Annotated in this window: 10 protein-coding genes; 5 read left to right on the top strand and 5 right to left on the bottom strand. The window is 48.3% G+C overall.

All coding sequences use genetic code 11. From position 1 onward, the window contains the following. The first annotated feature begins 1 nt into the window (after position 1). Positions 2-580 (top strand): hypothetical protein, encoded by a 579-nt coding sequence (locus tag K7B07_RS23505; RefSeq protein WP_223712989.1) that lies wholly within the window; start codon positions 2-4, stop codon positions 578-580. Between the two features lie 299 nt (positions 581-879). Continuing rightward, positions 880-2178: a TSUP family transporter gene (locus tag K7B07_RS23500; protein ID WP_223712988.1), complete on the top strand. Its 1299-nt coding sequence runs from the start codon at positions 880-882 to the stop codon at positions 2176-2178. A gap of 373 nt (positions 2179-2551) precedes the next feature. Here the strand turns inward: K7B07_RS23500 and K7B07_RS23495 are convergent, their stop codons facing one another. From K7B07_RS23495 to K7B07_RS23480, 4 genes are all read right to left on the bottom strand, one after another. Next, a complete protein-coding gene (locus K7B07_RS23495; RefSeq protein ID WP_223712987.1) occupies positions 2552-4705 on the bottom strand; it encodes an FN3 associated domain-containing protein in 2154 nt (717 codons plus the stop codon). A 28-nt stretch (positions 4706-4733) separates the two neighbouring features. Then, positions 4734-5759: a 6-bladed beta-propeller gene (locus K7B07_RS23490; protein WP_223712986.1), complete on the bottom strand. Its 1026-nt coding sequence runs from the start codon at positions 5757-5759 to the stop codon at positions 4734-4736. Positions 5760-5861: 102 nt separating this feature from the next. Beyond that, entirely contained in the window at positions 5862-7310 is a 1449-nt protein-coding gene (locus K7B07_RS23485; protein WP_223712985.1) for a DUF1501 domain-containing protein, read from the bottom strand. Positions 7311-7362: 52 nt separating this feature from the next. Continuing rightward, a complete protein-coding gene (locus K7B07_RS23480) occupies positions 7363-9678 on the bottom strand; it encodes a PSD1 and planctomycete cytochrome C domain-containing protein (RefSeq protein ID WP_223712984.1) in 2316 nt (771 codons plus the stop codon). A gap of 503 nt (positions 9679-10181) precedes the next feature. On the opposite strand from K7B07_RS23480, the gene K7B07_RS23475 reads away from it, so the two are divergent. Then, positions 10182-12893, top strand: a complete 2712-nt coding sequence (locus K7B07_RS23475) for a GH116 family glycosyl-hydrolase (protein ID WP_223712983.1) — start codon at positions 10182-10184, stop codon at positions 12891-12893. An 87-nt stretch (positions 12894-12980) separates the two neighbouring features. On the opposite strand, the gene K7B07_RS23470 is transcribed toward K7B07_RS23475, so the two are convergent. Continuing rightward, positions 12981-14030 carry a LacI family DNA-binding transcriptional regulator gene (locus K7B07_RS23470; protein ID WP_223712982.1) on the bottom strand — a complete coding sequence of 350 codons (1050 nt, stop codon included), beginning with the start codon at positions 14028-14030 and terminating at the stop codon, positions 12981-12983. 314 nt (positions 14031-14344) lie between these two features. On the opposite strand from K7B07_RS23470, the gene K7B07_RS23465 reads away from it, so the two are divergent. Then, a complete protein-coding gene (locus K7B07_RS23465) occupies positions 14345-15151 on the top strand; it encodes a serine O-acetyltransferase (RefSeq protein ID WP_223712981.1) in 807 nt (268 codons plus the stop codon). Between the two features lie 107 nt (positions 15152-15258). Next, entirely contained in the window at positions 15259-16131 is an 873-nt protein-coding gene (gene cysM, locus K7B07_RS23460) for a cysteine synthase CysM (protein WP_223712980.1), read from the top strand. Positions 16132-16217: the final 86 nt, after the last annotated feature.

Below are 16217 nucleotides of genomic sequence, written 5' to 3'. Positions count from 1 at the left end.
TATGAAAAAAACAATTCCGGTACTGCTGATCTTTTTGCTCTTTTTTTCCGGTTTATCCGGACAGAATAACTATGATAACATCGTGTATAAGATCAATGGCGACCTGAACGGCGATCAGAAGGCCGACCGGGTGATCGTAAAAGAAGATACTTCCAGCAGGTATCATCCCTATCTTCTTGAGATCTTTTTCCAGGATCAGAAGGGGAATTATAAAAAAGTACTGACCAGCACAAAAGCGGTGATGCCCAGGCATCCGGAAGGCGATGCCCGGACAGTAACGATCCTCGAAAACCTTGAAATCAGGAACGGCATCCTGATCTTTAGCAATCAACTGATCCGGGGAAATCTAACGCATAAGTTCCGTTTTCAAAAAGGCCATTTTAAATTGATCGGGTATCAATCAGTACAGGCCCTTGCGGGTTATATAGCGTATATTGACTACAATCTGTCCACCGGAAATAAGGTCACAATAAAAAAGGCATATGAAACAGACAAAGTGATCGGGGAGGAGAAAACAACTGAAAAACAATCCGCCTTGCCAACGCTGCAGGATTTTTCACCACCGGAAGTTACCTACTGAGAGGCCAGGCCTGAATACGGGCATCATTTCTTTTAGTTTATCAACGACGGGTTCCATCGGGATTAAAATGCGTAATTTATTTCTAATTTAAAAGAGTATAAATTTTGTAATTTATTGATAATTATTAAATAAATATTCATAATATACACTTTAAAATCACTTAATCAAACGTTTTCCTACAGTAAACTTCGTGAAGCAGGTATACATTTTTAAAATCTATAAAATTGGTAGACTAATTGAAAATTAAGCTATCTTCGCCGCAAATTAAAAACAGGCTTCAGGGCGTTATCACATAATTTATGAATGAGGTTTTAGTAAAAAGCAGCGATAGTATTTCAAAACAAGAGGTTTCCTTTTTTTTAAAAATACGCGGTCTGACCACGGTGATCTTGGGCGGCGGGAACACTGCCCTGTTGCAGCTGCAGAAGCTCCTGGCGGAGACACCGGAACCAGCTGTAAAAATGGTAGCAGCCCGATTCCATGAATCCATCCAGGCACTGGCGGCAATACATTCATCGATCCGGCTGGAAGAACGTCCTTATGAATCAGAGGATCTTTTACAGGCTGGTCTGGTGGTGATCGCAGAAACAGACCCGGAGATTACGGACAGGATCATCAACGATGCGGAAGAAAACGGATTTTTAAGTGTTGATGGGGCCCTTGAATATAAAAAACGTACCGGTGACGCTATCCTGAATTCACATGTTGTACGGGAAAAAGAGAAGTTTTCCTCCAAAAGGATCGCAACCTATGCATTGGCAGCCTTTACCTTTATGCTGATCGGGCACCTGGTATTTTCCTACTGGCCTTTTGATGCCATAAAGGAGCAGGCTGTGGTACTTTATAACTCGCTCGGACAGTCGTTCCTGATCATGCTGGCCGCCGGTTTTGTGGCACAGCTGGTGGACGGCGCGCTGGGTATGGGGTACGGTGTAACCAGTGCTACGATATTATTATCAGCCGGTGTAAATCCTGCTGCCATCAGCGGAAGCATCCATACGGCAGAAATGTTTGCCAGCGGCGCTTCCGGATACAGCCATTATAAGTTTGGTAATGTAAATAAAAAACTGTTTAAAGCATTGCTGATACCCGGAGTGATCGGTGCCATCGGGGGCGCGGTGCTGCTGGTATACCTGGGGGAAAAATACAGCGATTGGGTGCGTCCGGTGCTTGCTTTTTATACCCTGTTCCTGGGACTGAAGATCCTGTACAATGCCTTTCGTAAACAGATCGCAAAAAAGAAATTTAAATACTATCGTGCGCTGGCAGGTGCCGGAGGCTTTTTTGACTCCTTTGGCGGCGGCGGATGGGGGCCTATTGTTACCACAACACTGATCACCAAGGGACGCAGTCCTAAATATGTGATCGGGTCCGTAAGTCTTACAGAATTTTTTGTTACTCTTTCCAGCGCCTTTACCTTTTTTATCCTGCTGGGTGTAAGTCACTGGCAAACCATTCTTGGGCTGATTGTCGGGGGATTGATCGCGGCACCACTGGCGGCAAAGCTCGCTGGAAGGTTGCCCCGGAAAACCTCCTTTATTTTAGTGGGGCTGCTGGTGATCATATGGAGTATAAAGATCCTGATAAAACTGATCTGATACGGTTTTGTTGACCGATAAAAATACCCAGTTATAATCTTTATAAAACACCGGCGGAAGCTTTTTTTAATGAGCGGGGTACCATAATATAAAATTGGTCCCGAAATTGCTCTTTAAAACAACAGGGTATTAAAGCCCCCTCTTTTTCTATAATCATTTCAAACGGATGCAACATAACCAGTGCCCTTGCGCAGATCACAGGTATGCGGATACCCTGGATAACAGCGGTGGACCTCCGGTACGACCGGGATTTTAGTAAACGATTTCTGCCGGGGGCAGGGGCACTTATTTTTGTACATCCCTATGCATGTTGCAGTTAAGATTTCACTGTAAGGGGCATTGGTAGGCTATTGTGCAGAAAAATAACCGAAATTTAATTTAGCAATAGCTCATCCAGGAATACCCAGCCTTTTTCACCTTTTCCTTTATGCCAGGCGGGCAGGTGCTCCAGCGGTTTTGCAATGATCTTAAGCACCGAAACGGGAAGGGAGGGAAGCGGACATTCATAACCGGTGGTGTAGGCCGGAACGGCCGCTTTCGGCTGCGGCGGCTTTGAACGCCCCAGCAGTTTTAAAGATCCGGTGGTGTTACCACCCCAGATCTCAATTTCACGGGCCGGCATAATATAACTGTCCGTAGCAACCAACGTATTAAAAGTAACCGAACCAATAGTGGCCGGTTCTTTAAAGAACAGGTAGGCTTCAAATGGGACTTCCTTATAACCGATCCATTCCGTTGTACCGAAATTCTCCTTTCCGAGTTGCTGATCAAGAAGTAGTTTTCCTTCGCGGGCCCGCACCCGGTACTCTTTTTCAGGTTGTGTGATGAGGTAGATACTGTCTGGCCGGATGCTGCTTTTATAAAAGCTTTCCGTTGCCAGGTCACTGGTGATCCATCCCGGCAGATAGGACCGCGCTTTGATGGTAGTAGCCGCAGTTATCGTAACCGGCTGTTTATAGACCGGGGAGGTAAGACTGTCCGGTTCGCTGCCATCCAATGTATACCGCACCACCGCGCCCTTTATGGGATTTTTGATTTCGAGGGCAAGTGTTTGCTGAAAGATCCGTTGCTCTGTTTTAAAAACAGGAGCACTCAATTTGGCGATCACCGTATCACCTTTGTACCCGATATCAAAAATTGTTTTGGGAAAACTGTTTTTCAGTGCTGCAAGGTCGTTACCCGTAAAGGCCGTATTCCAGATCTGTATCGTTTTAAGCTGTTTCAGTGATGCAAGGGCATTTAATTGTCCTGGCCGGATACCGGTTCCGGAAAGTGACAGCTGCCGGAGCTGTTTCAGGTTGCTCAGGTGTTGAAGCCCTTCCCCCCTGATGGAAGTAAACGCCAGATTGAGGTTCCGTAAGTTGGTAAAGCTCCCGATCATCTTGAGATCTTCATCGGTGACGGGCATCCTGGCCAGTTGTAAGGATACGATATTGTCCCGGATCTTTTCCAGTTCTTTCAATTGTTCGGACTTGAACCGGGAGCTGCCATAAAAGTTTACAGCAAGGGCAGGTGAGCCCTGTGCCAGGGGTGTTATAACACGATATTCCGTATTAAGACCGGCAATCAGTTTTTCATCTGCACCGGCGAAATCATAAACCTCGGTATCATTGCTTTTAAAGAACGCCGCTGCGATCATCCGCAGGGAATCCGTACCCGGCAGGTCGGTTACTTTTTTGGTAAAACTGGCCCCGTCCCTTATCCATAAATAAAGGATCCTTGCTTCTTCCCCGGTGAGCTGGGGTTTACCTTTGGGGGGCATGTGTTCCTTGTTTTCAAGCGGCAGATGAATGCGCTGCATCATTAAGCCGAGATCAGCCGCGGCAGTATCCCATAGCTTCCCGTTCTTTCCTCCTTTTAGCAACAGTTTTGTCGTTTCCATTATCAGCTCACCTTTGGCCTTATTGCTGTTATGACAACCCATGCATTTGTTTTCCAGAACCGGCTGTACCAGGTGTGTGTAAAGCACTGCTTCTTCCAATCGCACTTCCGGACGTTCATTCCCGTCCGTTACAGGTGATAAGAGAAAATCATCTCCGTGTGTGATCATTGCACCTTTATGTCCGGCCACCAATAATACGATGGTGGATAAAAGGCCGGTGGTAATGATCGCACTGCTATACATACGTATCCGGTTGCGGAACGTGTACCATAAAAAGCTGATAAAGGAACAAAGGATCCCCATCCATTTATGCACGTTGATAGCCACAGGATCGTATCCCTCTTCTTTTGATAAAAGAAGTCCCATCAGTGCCGCAATTACGGTGGTAAGGGAGGCCGCCAGCAACAGGCCATCGGCGATGTCTTTAGGCCCGGTCTGCCGGGAGGAGCGGATCCGTATTTCAAATAAAAAAACGATCAGCAGTAACACTATAGGAAAATGCAGTACCAGCGGATGCGCCCTCCCCAGCACCTGCAGAAAAGCAGGGACCTGCAGGTAGCGGTCAAAGAGTACTAAAAATAACAACAGGCAATTAAGTGCAATGCATCCGTTATAAATAATCTCCCGCCATTTCAACTGCTTCATGATTGGTTCGTTTGCTCGCTTCAATATTTTAAACTACCGGCTCCAGTTTGTAGGGATATACCCTGCCGGAATTCCATTGTGCCACATACAGGTTCTCCTCATCATCCACACAGACATCATGCGGGTATTGGAAGACGGGATCGGTTTGGTACAACTCCTGCAACCGGCCTTCTGTATACCTGGGTGCAGTGCCGGCCGGATTGGATATTACCTGGTTGTTTTTATTGAGTATGGTTATAAAACCGGATTTCTGATCCTGTTTGCTGTTGCTTTGTAGTACGGCAGCATATAAATAATCGCCATGGATTACCGGGCGGCAAACCCAGGCACCGGGCATCGCAATGGTATCAATATAGGTACCTTCCATAGTGTACCTTTTGAATGCATTCTGCCTGCGCGATGTTACGATGAGCACCGGCTTTTTATTCCGGTGATCGATGCAGATGCCATGCGCGTTCAGCAGGTGTTCCGGATTGTTGCCCCTGCCGCCGAAATGGCGGATATAACGGCCTTTAAGATCATACTGGATCACATAATCCTTTCCATATCCATCCACTACGTAAATATCGCCGTTAGGGGCGATGGTTGTTTCGGTAGGGATGTATTCTTCGGCGTTACTGTATTGTCCGGTCTCTTTCGGATAATCCAGCACCAGCAGTACCTTGCCGTCGATCGTTGTTTTGATGACCTGGTGCCTTTTATTGTCGCAAATAAACAATACATCCGTTCCGTTTTCATTAAAAAGAGTAAGCCCGTGCGCTCCCGGGTATTCGGTACCCCAGGTGTTCAGCAGCTTGCCGTTCTTGTCATAGATAATAATATTGTTCTTTGTTTCGTTGGTCAGCAGCAGGATACGGCCTTTGCGATCCTGTACCATTTCATGACAATCATTCACAGGGTACCGGGCCACATCTGCCTGGCTCCAGCGTACATTCAGCCGGTAACGTCTATTGCCATGCCCCAATACCACATTGTTTTTTATCAGCCATTCGGGAAGATAGAAAGCCCCTGCCATACCCAGTGCGGTATGTTGAATAAAACGTTTTCTGTTCATATTTTTATTTTACCTTATCAGACTTCAGCGATCAAACAGGTGTGTGCTGAATATTGCCTTTAAAATGAAAGCTGAATGCTGTTTCTCAAATCTCAATTCCCCCTATGCCATTAAATCCTTCACAATCTTTCCTGCCACATCGGTCAGCCGGTAACGGCGTCCCAGATGTTTGTATACAAGGCGCTCGTGATCAAGTCCCATCAGGTGCAGGGCCGTGGCATGAAAATCGTGCACATGCACCGGGTTGGAAACAATGTTATACCCGAATTCATCCGTTTCTCCATAAACGCCGGGTTTAACGCCGCCACCGGCCATCCACATGGTAAAACAGCGCGGATGGTGATCGCGGCCGTAGTTGTCTTTCGAAAGCGCACCCTGGCAATAATTGGTCCGCCCGAATTCACCGCCCCATATTACCAGGGTTTCATCCAGCAATCCTCTTTGTTTCAGATCTGTAACGAGTGCCGCAGATGCCTGATCGGTATCCTTGCACTGACCAGCCAGTTCATTGGGGAGGTTTCCATGACTGTCCCATCCCTGGTGGTACAACTGTACAAAACGCACCCCGTTCTCCGATAGCTTCCGGGCTAAAAGGCAGTTCGCCGCATAAGTGCCCGGTACCAGGCAGTCGGGGCCGTAAAGTTTGATGATCGATTCCGGTTCCTTGCTGAGGTCGGTTACTTCCGGCACTGCGGTCTGCATCCGGTAGGCCATTTCGTATTGCTGTACCTTGGCTTTTATTTCGGGATCACCCACAACACTATAACTCTCGTTATTCAGCTCCGACAGATGATCCAGCATCTTTCTCCGTTCGGATTTATCCATGCCATCGGGATCGTTCAGGTACAACACAGGATTTTCTCCGTTACTGAACTGAACACCCTGGTGTATGGAATCTAAAAAACCGTTTGTCCAGAGTTTGGAATATACGCCCTGTCCGTTGCCCTTTCCCTTGGAAAGCAATACACAAAAAGCCGGCAGGTTTTTGTTCTCGCTGCCAAGTCCGTAGCTTAACCAGGCGCCCATACTGGGCCGGTTGCCCACCTGGGCCCCTGTTTGAAAAAACGTTAACGCGGGGTCGTGATTGATGGCCTCCGTATAAAGACTTTTTACGATACAAAGATCGTCTACTATGCGCGCTGTATAGGGCAGCAGGTCGCTGATCCAGGCCCGGTGCTCGCCATACTGATTGAATTTAAAGACCGTTCCGGCCAATGGAAATTTCGACTGATTGGCGGTCATGCCTGTAAGGCGCTGACCCTGGCGCACCGACTCGGGCAGGTCCTGCCCCTGCATTTCATTCAGTTTGGGTTTGTAATCGAAGAGGTCCAGTTGAGAGGGGGCTCCGTTCTGAAAAAGATAGATGATGCGCTTGGCTTTTGGTGCAAAGTGGGGAAGCCCGGATACAATGGCTTCTTCCACATCCTTACTGCTGAAGAGCTCCGGGATCAGCAGTGTTCCCAATGCGGCACCTCCGATGCCCATTCCCAATTTAGTGAGAAAGCGGCGGCGGTTGAAGTTAAGACCATGTTCCAGTACTTCTTTTTCCATATCTTAAATTTTAAACACTTTTGAGATCGTAAAACTCTTTACGCTAAAGCAGCTACACTTTTACAATGGCTTCTTCCATATTATAGATCATATTGATCACCCGCATCAGGGCCGCCGTCTTTACTATATTGGCCGGGTTACTCTTATGCGGATATTCTCCAATTGCCAGCGCCTTTTCAGCAGCGGGCTTTTTGCTATTGAAACCACTGAGCTGATCAGTATAATAGTTTTTCAATATATCCATTTCTTTGGCCGCCGGCTTGCGGCAGAGGATAGTTTCGAAGGCCATGCTGATCGATTGTTCCGGACCACTGCCTTTATCCGATAACTGTTCTGCGAGCACTCTTGATGCTTCCAGTACAGTTGGATCATTCATCATTATAAGCGCCTGCAGGGGTGTGTTGGTGGTTAACCGGTTTACTTCGCACTGGTCCCGGTTGCTGGCATCAAAAATGATCATGGAGGGTGGGGGGACGGTAAGCTTTATAAATGTATAGATACCTCTGCGGTAAAGATCATTGCCGTTATCCCGGTTATAAGTGGTAAGGGCTCCCCGGCCGGAGGTGGCGGCTTCCCAAAGCCCTTTGGGCTGATAAGGTTTTACACTTGGTCCGCCGATCTCCCTGTTCAGGAGATTGCTGCTGCCCAGTACCACATCCCGGATACTTTCGGCGGGAAGCCGGATGCGCGATGCCCGTGCATAGTAGGTATTGTCGGGATCTTTTTCCAGGGTCCCGGGATCACTTTTTGACGATTGCCGGTAGGTAGCCGAAAGAACGATCTTACGGATCAGCCGTTTGATGTCCCAGTTATGCTCCATAAAATCAACTGCCAGCCAGTCGAGCAATTCCGGATGGGTGGGCAGGTTGCCCTGCATGCCGAAATCGCCTACTGTCTTTACAATGCCTTTCCCGAAAAGCTGCTCCCAGAGCTGGTTTACGAATACGCGGGCCGTAAGCGGGTTTTTCTTGTTCACGGTCCATTTTGCCAGTCCGAGCCGGTTTTGCGGATAGGCTACCGTATCAAAAGGCATCACGGTCTGCAATGCCCCCGCAGTAACGGATTCCCCGTGCTGATCATAAACACCGCGGTTTAAAACATAGGTGGTACGCAGCGTATCTAGTTCTCCCATTACCGATACATCAATATGGGCGGTATCTTTCCTGTTGATAAACCGGAGCAGGTCTTTTGTATCATCTGTGGTTAATGTCAGCTTGGGTGTTTTAGCAGGACCGGAATTTACCAGTCCTTCCAGCCCCTGTTCTTTGCTGGTATTGAAGAAGGCAAATAACCTGTAATAATCCTTTTGAGAAATGGGATCATATTTATGATCGTGACACTGGGCACATTCCGCCGTCATGGCCAGTAAGCCTTTGGAATAGGTCTTTACTTTATCAATGGCATATTCCACCCGGTATTCTTCGGGGATCACACCACCTTCTTCCGTGATCTTATGATTGCGCAGAAATGCCGTGGCCAGCAGCTGTTCCTTACCGGCGTCGGGCAGCAGATCACCGGCAAGCTGCCAGGTAATAAACTGGTCGTAAGGCATATTATTATTAAATGCATGGATCACCCAGTCGCGGTAGGGCCACTGTGTGCGGATGTCGTCGTCCTGGTAACCGTAGCTGTCGGCATAACGGGAAATATCCAGCCAGTGGATGGCCATCTTTTCGCCAAACTGCGGACTGGCCAGCAGGCGATCCACTGCTTTTTCATAAGCGGTAGCGCTTTTGTCGGCCTCAAATTCCCGTTGCAGCTCCAGGTCGGGCAGCAGGCCTGTAAGATCCAGTGAGATGCGTTTTAGCAACGTGCTTTTGTCTGCTTCCTCATTGGGTTGCAGCTGTTGTTCTTCTATTTTTTCTGCAATAAAATAGTCGATCTCATTGCGGGCCCATTCTTTATCGCCGATCTCCGGCAGCGGCAGTTTTTTAGGGGGTATAAAGGCCCAGTGTTTCTCATATTTGGCGCCCTGCGCGATCCACCGGGTAAGTATGCTGATCTCGTGCTCATTCAACGCACCCAGGTGGGAGTCCGGGGTCGGCATCTGATAAGAGGGATCGGTAGAACTGACCCTTTTAATAAGTTCGGATGCCCCTGGTTTTCCCGGAACAATGGCATAGGCACCTTTTGTTTCCCGCAGCGGGGCTTTTGCATTGGCTTCAATATCCAGCCGTAATCCGGCCTCCTGTTTGTTCTTGTCAGGGCCATGACAGGCAAAGCATTTGTCGGAAAGGATGGGGCGGACATCATAGTTATAACTCACCTCGTTTTTACCGTTGCGCTTTTTATTCCCGCAACCTGCAGCAAGTCCTGCAAGGAGGATCACAACTGAAATAATGCCGGCAATCGTTGTAGCAATTTTCATCCTTATAAAGATAAAAAAGAAATAAATTAAAACGGGTTTTAATTTCGTTTTTTATTAACAGCAGAACCCTTGCGGGATCAGCACTTCCGGCAGTTTTGGTAAGAAAACATGAAAGACATATTTTAAAATATACTGTCGTGTTTTACGCGATTTATTGTTTGCAGATTTCAGGGCATGATTTTTTTCCGGGAGACTTATCCCTATTGTCTCTTTTCCGACTGTGTTGGCAAATAAGAAGATCCGTATGCGATCCGGGGGCTGTCTTAAAACACCTTTTTTCAACGGGATTATCCTTGTTGAAAACTATTTTATCCTGCGTTGGTAATAAGGTCAGTATAGAACGCCGATTTTCTGCTGTTTTTCTTAAAATCAGTTATTATTGCAAACAGAGCGCCCATAGCAAAGAACCATTTTATTTGTAAGATATGGGCACCGGCTATTATTGATCGACGATGCTGCGTTTTTATAAACTGCCCGCAGCAGCCTGTAAATGTGAAAAGAATATGCAACGACAAAAAAAATCGGTATCCCGGCGTCAGTTCATCCGGCAGGGCAGCCTTACCGGAGCGGGGTTAACACTGGCAGCCCAGTTGCCGGCATGGGCCAGCATGCTTCGTCCCTCCGAAGGAAGCACATCATTTACCGGACCGGATCCTGCAGGGTTAAGATCGTTGTACGAGCGAGGTACGGTAACCACCTATCTTAAATCCCGGGATGAATTAAAATATATCGGCATGCCGGTAGGCGGCATCAATACCGGAGGCTTGTATCTGAGCGGCGACGGAAAACTCTGGCTCTGGGATATTTTTAACCTGAACCAGGAGGGGATCAACCCCGTGGACGTGCCCTGGAACGAATCGGTACATGCAGGAAAAAAGCTGCGTTCGAGGGATGGCGGCAGTTATGTGGCACCGCCCAGATCAGGAGAAGTACGCTTGCTGGAGCAGGGCTTTGCCGTACGACTGGAATATGCCGGTAAGACCGTGATCCGCCGGTTGCAGGAAGATGACTGGGAGGAAGTGGCTTTTGAAGCAACCTATCCCGTAGCAACGATCACCTATACCGATAAGGAGCTTCCTGTACAGGTGATCATGGAGGCTTTCAGTCCGTTCATCCCGACGGAGGTGGACCGTTCGGGTATCCCTGCCAGTATTTTTAATATCAAAATAAAGAACACCGGGAGTCAGCCGGTTAACGCATCCGTCGCCGGCTGGCTGGAAAACAAGGCCGCTCCCTACACGGGTATCATCAACAGGGTGCAGCGGAAAAGCACGCTGTTTAAAGAACCGGAAGCCACAGGCATTTATTATACGCCGGAGACTACTGCATTCGGGAATCAGCATCCCGAACAGTTTTTTGATTATGGCACCCTTTGCATTGCAGCCATCAGCAGGGAGGCGGCAGGCAACCCCGATCTTGAAGGGGTGGAGGGTCCTGTACTTTTTATGCCCGGCAAAACACCGGATGCGGTAAAGGCGGCGCAGCAAAAACTGGTAGGGAATATAATTACCACTATTCATGCAGCGGCCGGTAAGGAAGTGGCAGTACCGTATATCATCAGCTGGCACTCGCCCAACCTGGCGATCGATGAGGGGCGCGTGTTGCCGAAGGCCGACCGCGGACGTTATTATGACAACCTGTTTAAAAATGCAAAAGAGGTGGCAGATTATGTGGTCAAAAATTTTAGTACGCTTTCCGCAGCAACCCTCCTCTGGAGAGATACCTGGTATGATTCCACACTGCCTTACTGGTTCCTCGACCGTACTTTTTTAAACATCAGCTCGCTGGCCACCACTACCTCGCACCGTTTTAAATCGGGCCGCTACTGGGCCTGGGAAGGCGTCGGTTCCTGTCATGGCAACTGTACCCATGTATGGCAATATGCACAGGCCACCGGGCGGATCTTCCCGGCGATGGAGCGCGATAACCGGGAGCGGGTGGATCTGGGTATCTCCCTCCAGGAGAACGGCGGAATATGGTTTCGCGGCGAATACGATAAACGCCCGGCGATTGACGGACAGGCGGGGCGGGTACTGGGTTGTTACCGGGAACACCAGATGAGTGCGGACAACGGTTTTCTTCAAAAGAACTGGGAGCAGATCAAACACGCCACGCAGTTCATCATCAACCAGGATAAGAACAGGGATGGAATGGAAGACACACCGCTTGAAAATACCCTGGATGCGATATGGGATGGCGAGATCGCCTGGCTGGTGGGATTGTGTATTGCGGCTGTAAAAGCGGGTGCGGCAATGGCGGAGGAAATGAATGATACCGCCTTTGCAACCCTTTGCCATGATTATGCAGAAAAAGGCAGCAGGAATATGAGCAGACACCTGTTTAACGGGGAATATTTTATTCACCGGCCCGATGCGGTAAAAGGCAGGACTACTGTAGGCTCTTATAATACCTGTCATATCGACCAGGTATTCGGACAAAGCTGGGCCTTCCAGGTGGGACTGGAACGTGTAATCGATAAAAAGCAAAGCCTGTCGGCATTACAGGCTTTGTGGAACTATAATTTTATTAAGGATATGGGTATATACGCTGAAACACATAAGGGTGGAAGACCATATGCGCTGTACGGCGAATCGGGAATGGTAATGAACACCAACCCCAAAAATGAACCCAATCCTTATGGTGATAAAGGAACCTGGCAGATGGGATATTTTCATGAATGTATGTCGGGTTTCGAACACCAGGTCGCCAGCCATATGATGGCCGAGGGCATGACTGATGAAGCGCTCACGCTCACAAAAGCAATCCACGACCGGTATCATGCGTCGAAGCGTAATCCCTTTAACGAGATCGAATGCAGCGATCACTATGGCCGCGCACTGGCCAGCTATGGTACTTTTATAACCGCCTGCGGTTTCGGATACCATGGTCCGAAGGGAGTGATCCGTTTTGCTCCCAAAATAAAAAAGGAGCATTTCAAAGCGGCTTTTACGGCCGCCGAAGGCTGGGGAAGCTTTAGTCAGCAACGCACAGATGGTAAACAGGAAGTGATCCTGGAAGTAAAACACGGGAAGCTGCACTTAAACGTCATAAATCTTGAAAAGCTTGCCGGATCCGGCAGCGCGCGGGTTGCAGCTTCCATTAACGGAGAAAAAATCGCTGCGGACATTGCCCTGAAAAACGGAATGTTAGCAATTTCTTTTAAAGAAAAACTGGAGTTGATTCCCGGTGCACCGCTGGTATTGCTGATCGGATAAGTGCCAATCCATTAAATTTTGTAAGGGCTGTCTGATGACGGTCTTTTTATTTTATGGAGCCGATTTTGTGTTTCAATGAAGCCTCCATCAGTTATTTTCTGTTTTCCTGTTTACTTTACTACGCGGAGGAACCGATGATTCACGTATGATCAGTTCCGAGGAAAGCACGATCCGTTTGTCGGGGCGCTGTTCCTTTTTTGTTTGCTTTATTGCGTTGATCAATTCCTGTGCGGCAAGTTCGCCCATCAAAATTCCGGGATAGTCCACCGTGGAAAGCTTCGGCGTGATCAGGCTGCCCAATACATCATTATTATAACCGACAACACCGATATCATCCGGTATGTGATAACCCAGGCGGTGCAGTTCATTGATACATACAGCAGCGGCAAAATCGTTTGTAATAAAGAAAGCATCCGGCTGTTGCAACAGTAATTGGTTCAGTGCCTGCAGGGTCTCGGTATGATCCAGACTGCAGATCCCCACCAGCGCTTCATCATAAGGTATGTTGTATTTTTTAAGAGCCTTTTTATATCCTTTAAAGCGTTCGTTGTAAACATTGCGTTCCAGGCTGGCGGTAATATGCGCTATTCTCCGGTAGCCCTGTTGAATCAAATGTGCTGTGGCATTATACCCGGTTTGCAGGTTGTCGATAATGATCTTGGTGCAGGAAATATTTTTAGGTACCCGGTCGAAAAAGATCACCGGTATGCCTCTGTCGATATAGGGCATAAAATGGTCTGTGCCGGTTGAGGTCATTGCCTGCGAAACGATCAACCCGTCCACCCGTTTATTAAAAAGGTTCTTCGTGTTCGCGATTTCCCGGAGGCCGTCTTCGTTGGAATGTGCAATCAGGATGTCATACTTTTCCTGTGTGGTGATCTTTTCGATACCCGCCAGCACCGATGTGGCAAAATAGCTGTTCACTTCATGCAACAGTACCCCGATGGTACGCGATTGCTGCTGACGCAGGTTTTTGGCCAGCAGGTTTTGCCGGTAACCCATTTTTTCTGCAGCTGCCATCACCTTTTCCTTTGTTTTTTCTTTTACCAGGGCATTGTTATCCAGTGCCCGGCTTACGGTGGCGGTGGAAAGATTCAGTTTACGGGCGATATCATAAATCGTAACTTCCTTTTTCATTGCATCAAAGTTATTTTCCCGGGTTTCAAAAAAAAAATATAATCAATTGTATTTTATTATAAGAGAGCAGAGGAGTATACCGTTTTCATAAACGGTACATCTGTTCATATAGTAAAATTGCCGGCGGCTGGAAGCCAATATCCGGACCATCCGGCGTTTTCCGAACCGGGGATAACTTGCCCGTCTATAGTGGAAGATACTATTGTTTGTTAGCGCTAAAATGCGTTATATCCTGCACCCCTGTTGCATTTTTTACTTTTTAACCTTGATTTTTTAATTCATTATGGTAGATTTGTGCGGTATGATGAGTGAATATGGACAATAATTTTTACCAAAAGATATTTGAATCGCAGAAGGGCGTGCCTGCGGTACCACCGAATCATGTGATCTCTTCCTGGGCGGATGCCTTGATCTGCCTGCTTTTTCCCGAACGTGCGGATTGTTTCCCCATCAGTGCAGAAGAAGTGCATCACAAGCTGATGTTGCGGGAGAAAGAGCTGACGGCCATCCTGGAAGTGACGGATACCTGTCAGCAGGTATTGAACAATGCCGGGCGGTTCTTTCAGCAGCTGCCCGAACTGTACCGTTTATTGAATACGGATATAGAAGCCATCCTTTCAGGAGATCCGGCAGCCAAGACCCGTTTTGAAGTGATAAGGGCCTACCCGGGGTTTTTTGCCATTGCCTACTACCGGATCGCGCATGTGCTATGGACCCTGCAGATCCCGCATCTGCCGCGTATTCTTACGGAACATGCACACGGCATTACCGGTATCGATATTCATCCGGGTGCTGTTATCGGGGCCTATTTCTGCATCGACCATGGCAGCGGAACCGTGATCGGGGAATCCACGATCATTGGGGATCATGTTAAAATATATCAGGGTGTAACACTTGGAGCCCTAAGTGTGGAAAAAAGCATGATGAACAGCAAGCGGCATCCTACAGTGGAAGACGGGGTGGTGATCTATTCCAATGCCACCATACTGGGTGGCGACACGGTGATAGGTGCCAACAGCATTGTAGGCGGGAACGTATGGCTTACCCGCAGCATAGCTCCTAATTCAAAAGTATATCATCGCCCCTCCATCGACCTGGTGGAACAGGAAATACTGGAATGAGGCAGGATGATGGTCAGAAGTTAAAGTAAATACATAGCGCATAGCTGATCTCCAAATCGCGCCCCGATAGCTATCGGGACTCAATTCTCAAATCTCAATTCTCCTATATGTCATCTCTACTGGATCTGATCGGTAACACGCCGATGGTGGAATTAAAAAAACTGAATCCCAATCCGAACGTAAAAATATTTGTAAAGCTCGAGGGCAATAACCCGGGCGGCAGTGTAAAGGACCGGGCTGCGTTGAACATGATCGCATCAGCACTGGAACGGGGCGATATCAAGCCCGGTGATAAAATGGTGGAAGCTACCAGCGGCAATACCGGAATTGCCCTGGCAATGATCGCACGGTTTTATGATCTCGACCTGGAGCTGGTACTGCCCGATACTTCTACCAAAGAGCGTACATTGACCATGGAAGCCTTCGGGGCACAGGTGACCTTATTAAATGGAATCGAGGCCTGTCGCGATTATGCTGAAGCAAAGGCAGAAAGAGGAGAGGCGTTTATTTTAAACCAGTTTGCCAATAATGATAACTGGGGCGCGCATTATAAAACAACCGGACCGGAAATATGGCGGGACACCAATGGAACCATTACGCACTTTGTAAGTGCCATGGGTACCACCGGCACCATTATGGGCTGTTCCCGGTATTTAAAGGAACAGAACCCGGAGATCCAGATCATCGGTTGTCAGCCAACAGAAGAGGCATCCATACCCGGGATCCGGCGCTGGCCCGAGGCATATCTGCCAAAGATATTTGACCCGCAGCGGGTAGACCGTATCATGGATATTACGGAGGCGGAAGCCGTGGATTGTACCCGGCGGCTGGCCAAAGACGAAGGCGTATTTGCCGGCATGAGTTCGGGCGGCGCCGCTGCCGCCGCTTTCCGGCTGGCTGCAGAGATAGAACAGGGAACGATCGTCTTTATCGCCTGCGACCGTGGTGACCGCTACCTGAGCAGTAATCTTTTTGGATAGATCAGCTGCCTGTGACTAGCATTCAGCTTTAAGCGGTCAGCTCTCAGAGCTATCAACCACTCTTCTTTGCGCATCCGGGAAAAAAT

It is taken from the genome of Niabella beijingensis, from assembly GCF_020034665.1.
GTDB lineage: Bacteria > Bacteroidota > Bacteroidia > Chitinophagales > Chitinophagaceae > Niabella > Niabella beijingensis.
The sequence above is the reverse complement of the archived record's forward strand: the minus strand, read 5'-3'. Positions and strand labels throughout refer to the sequence as shown.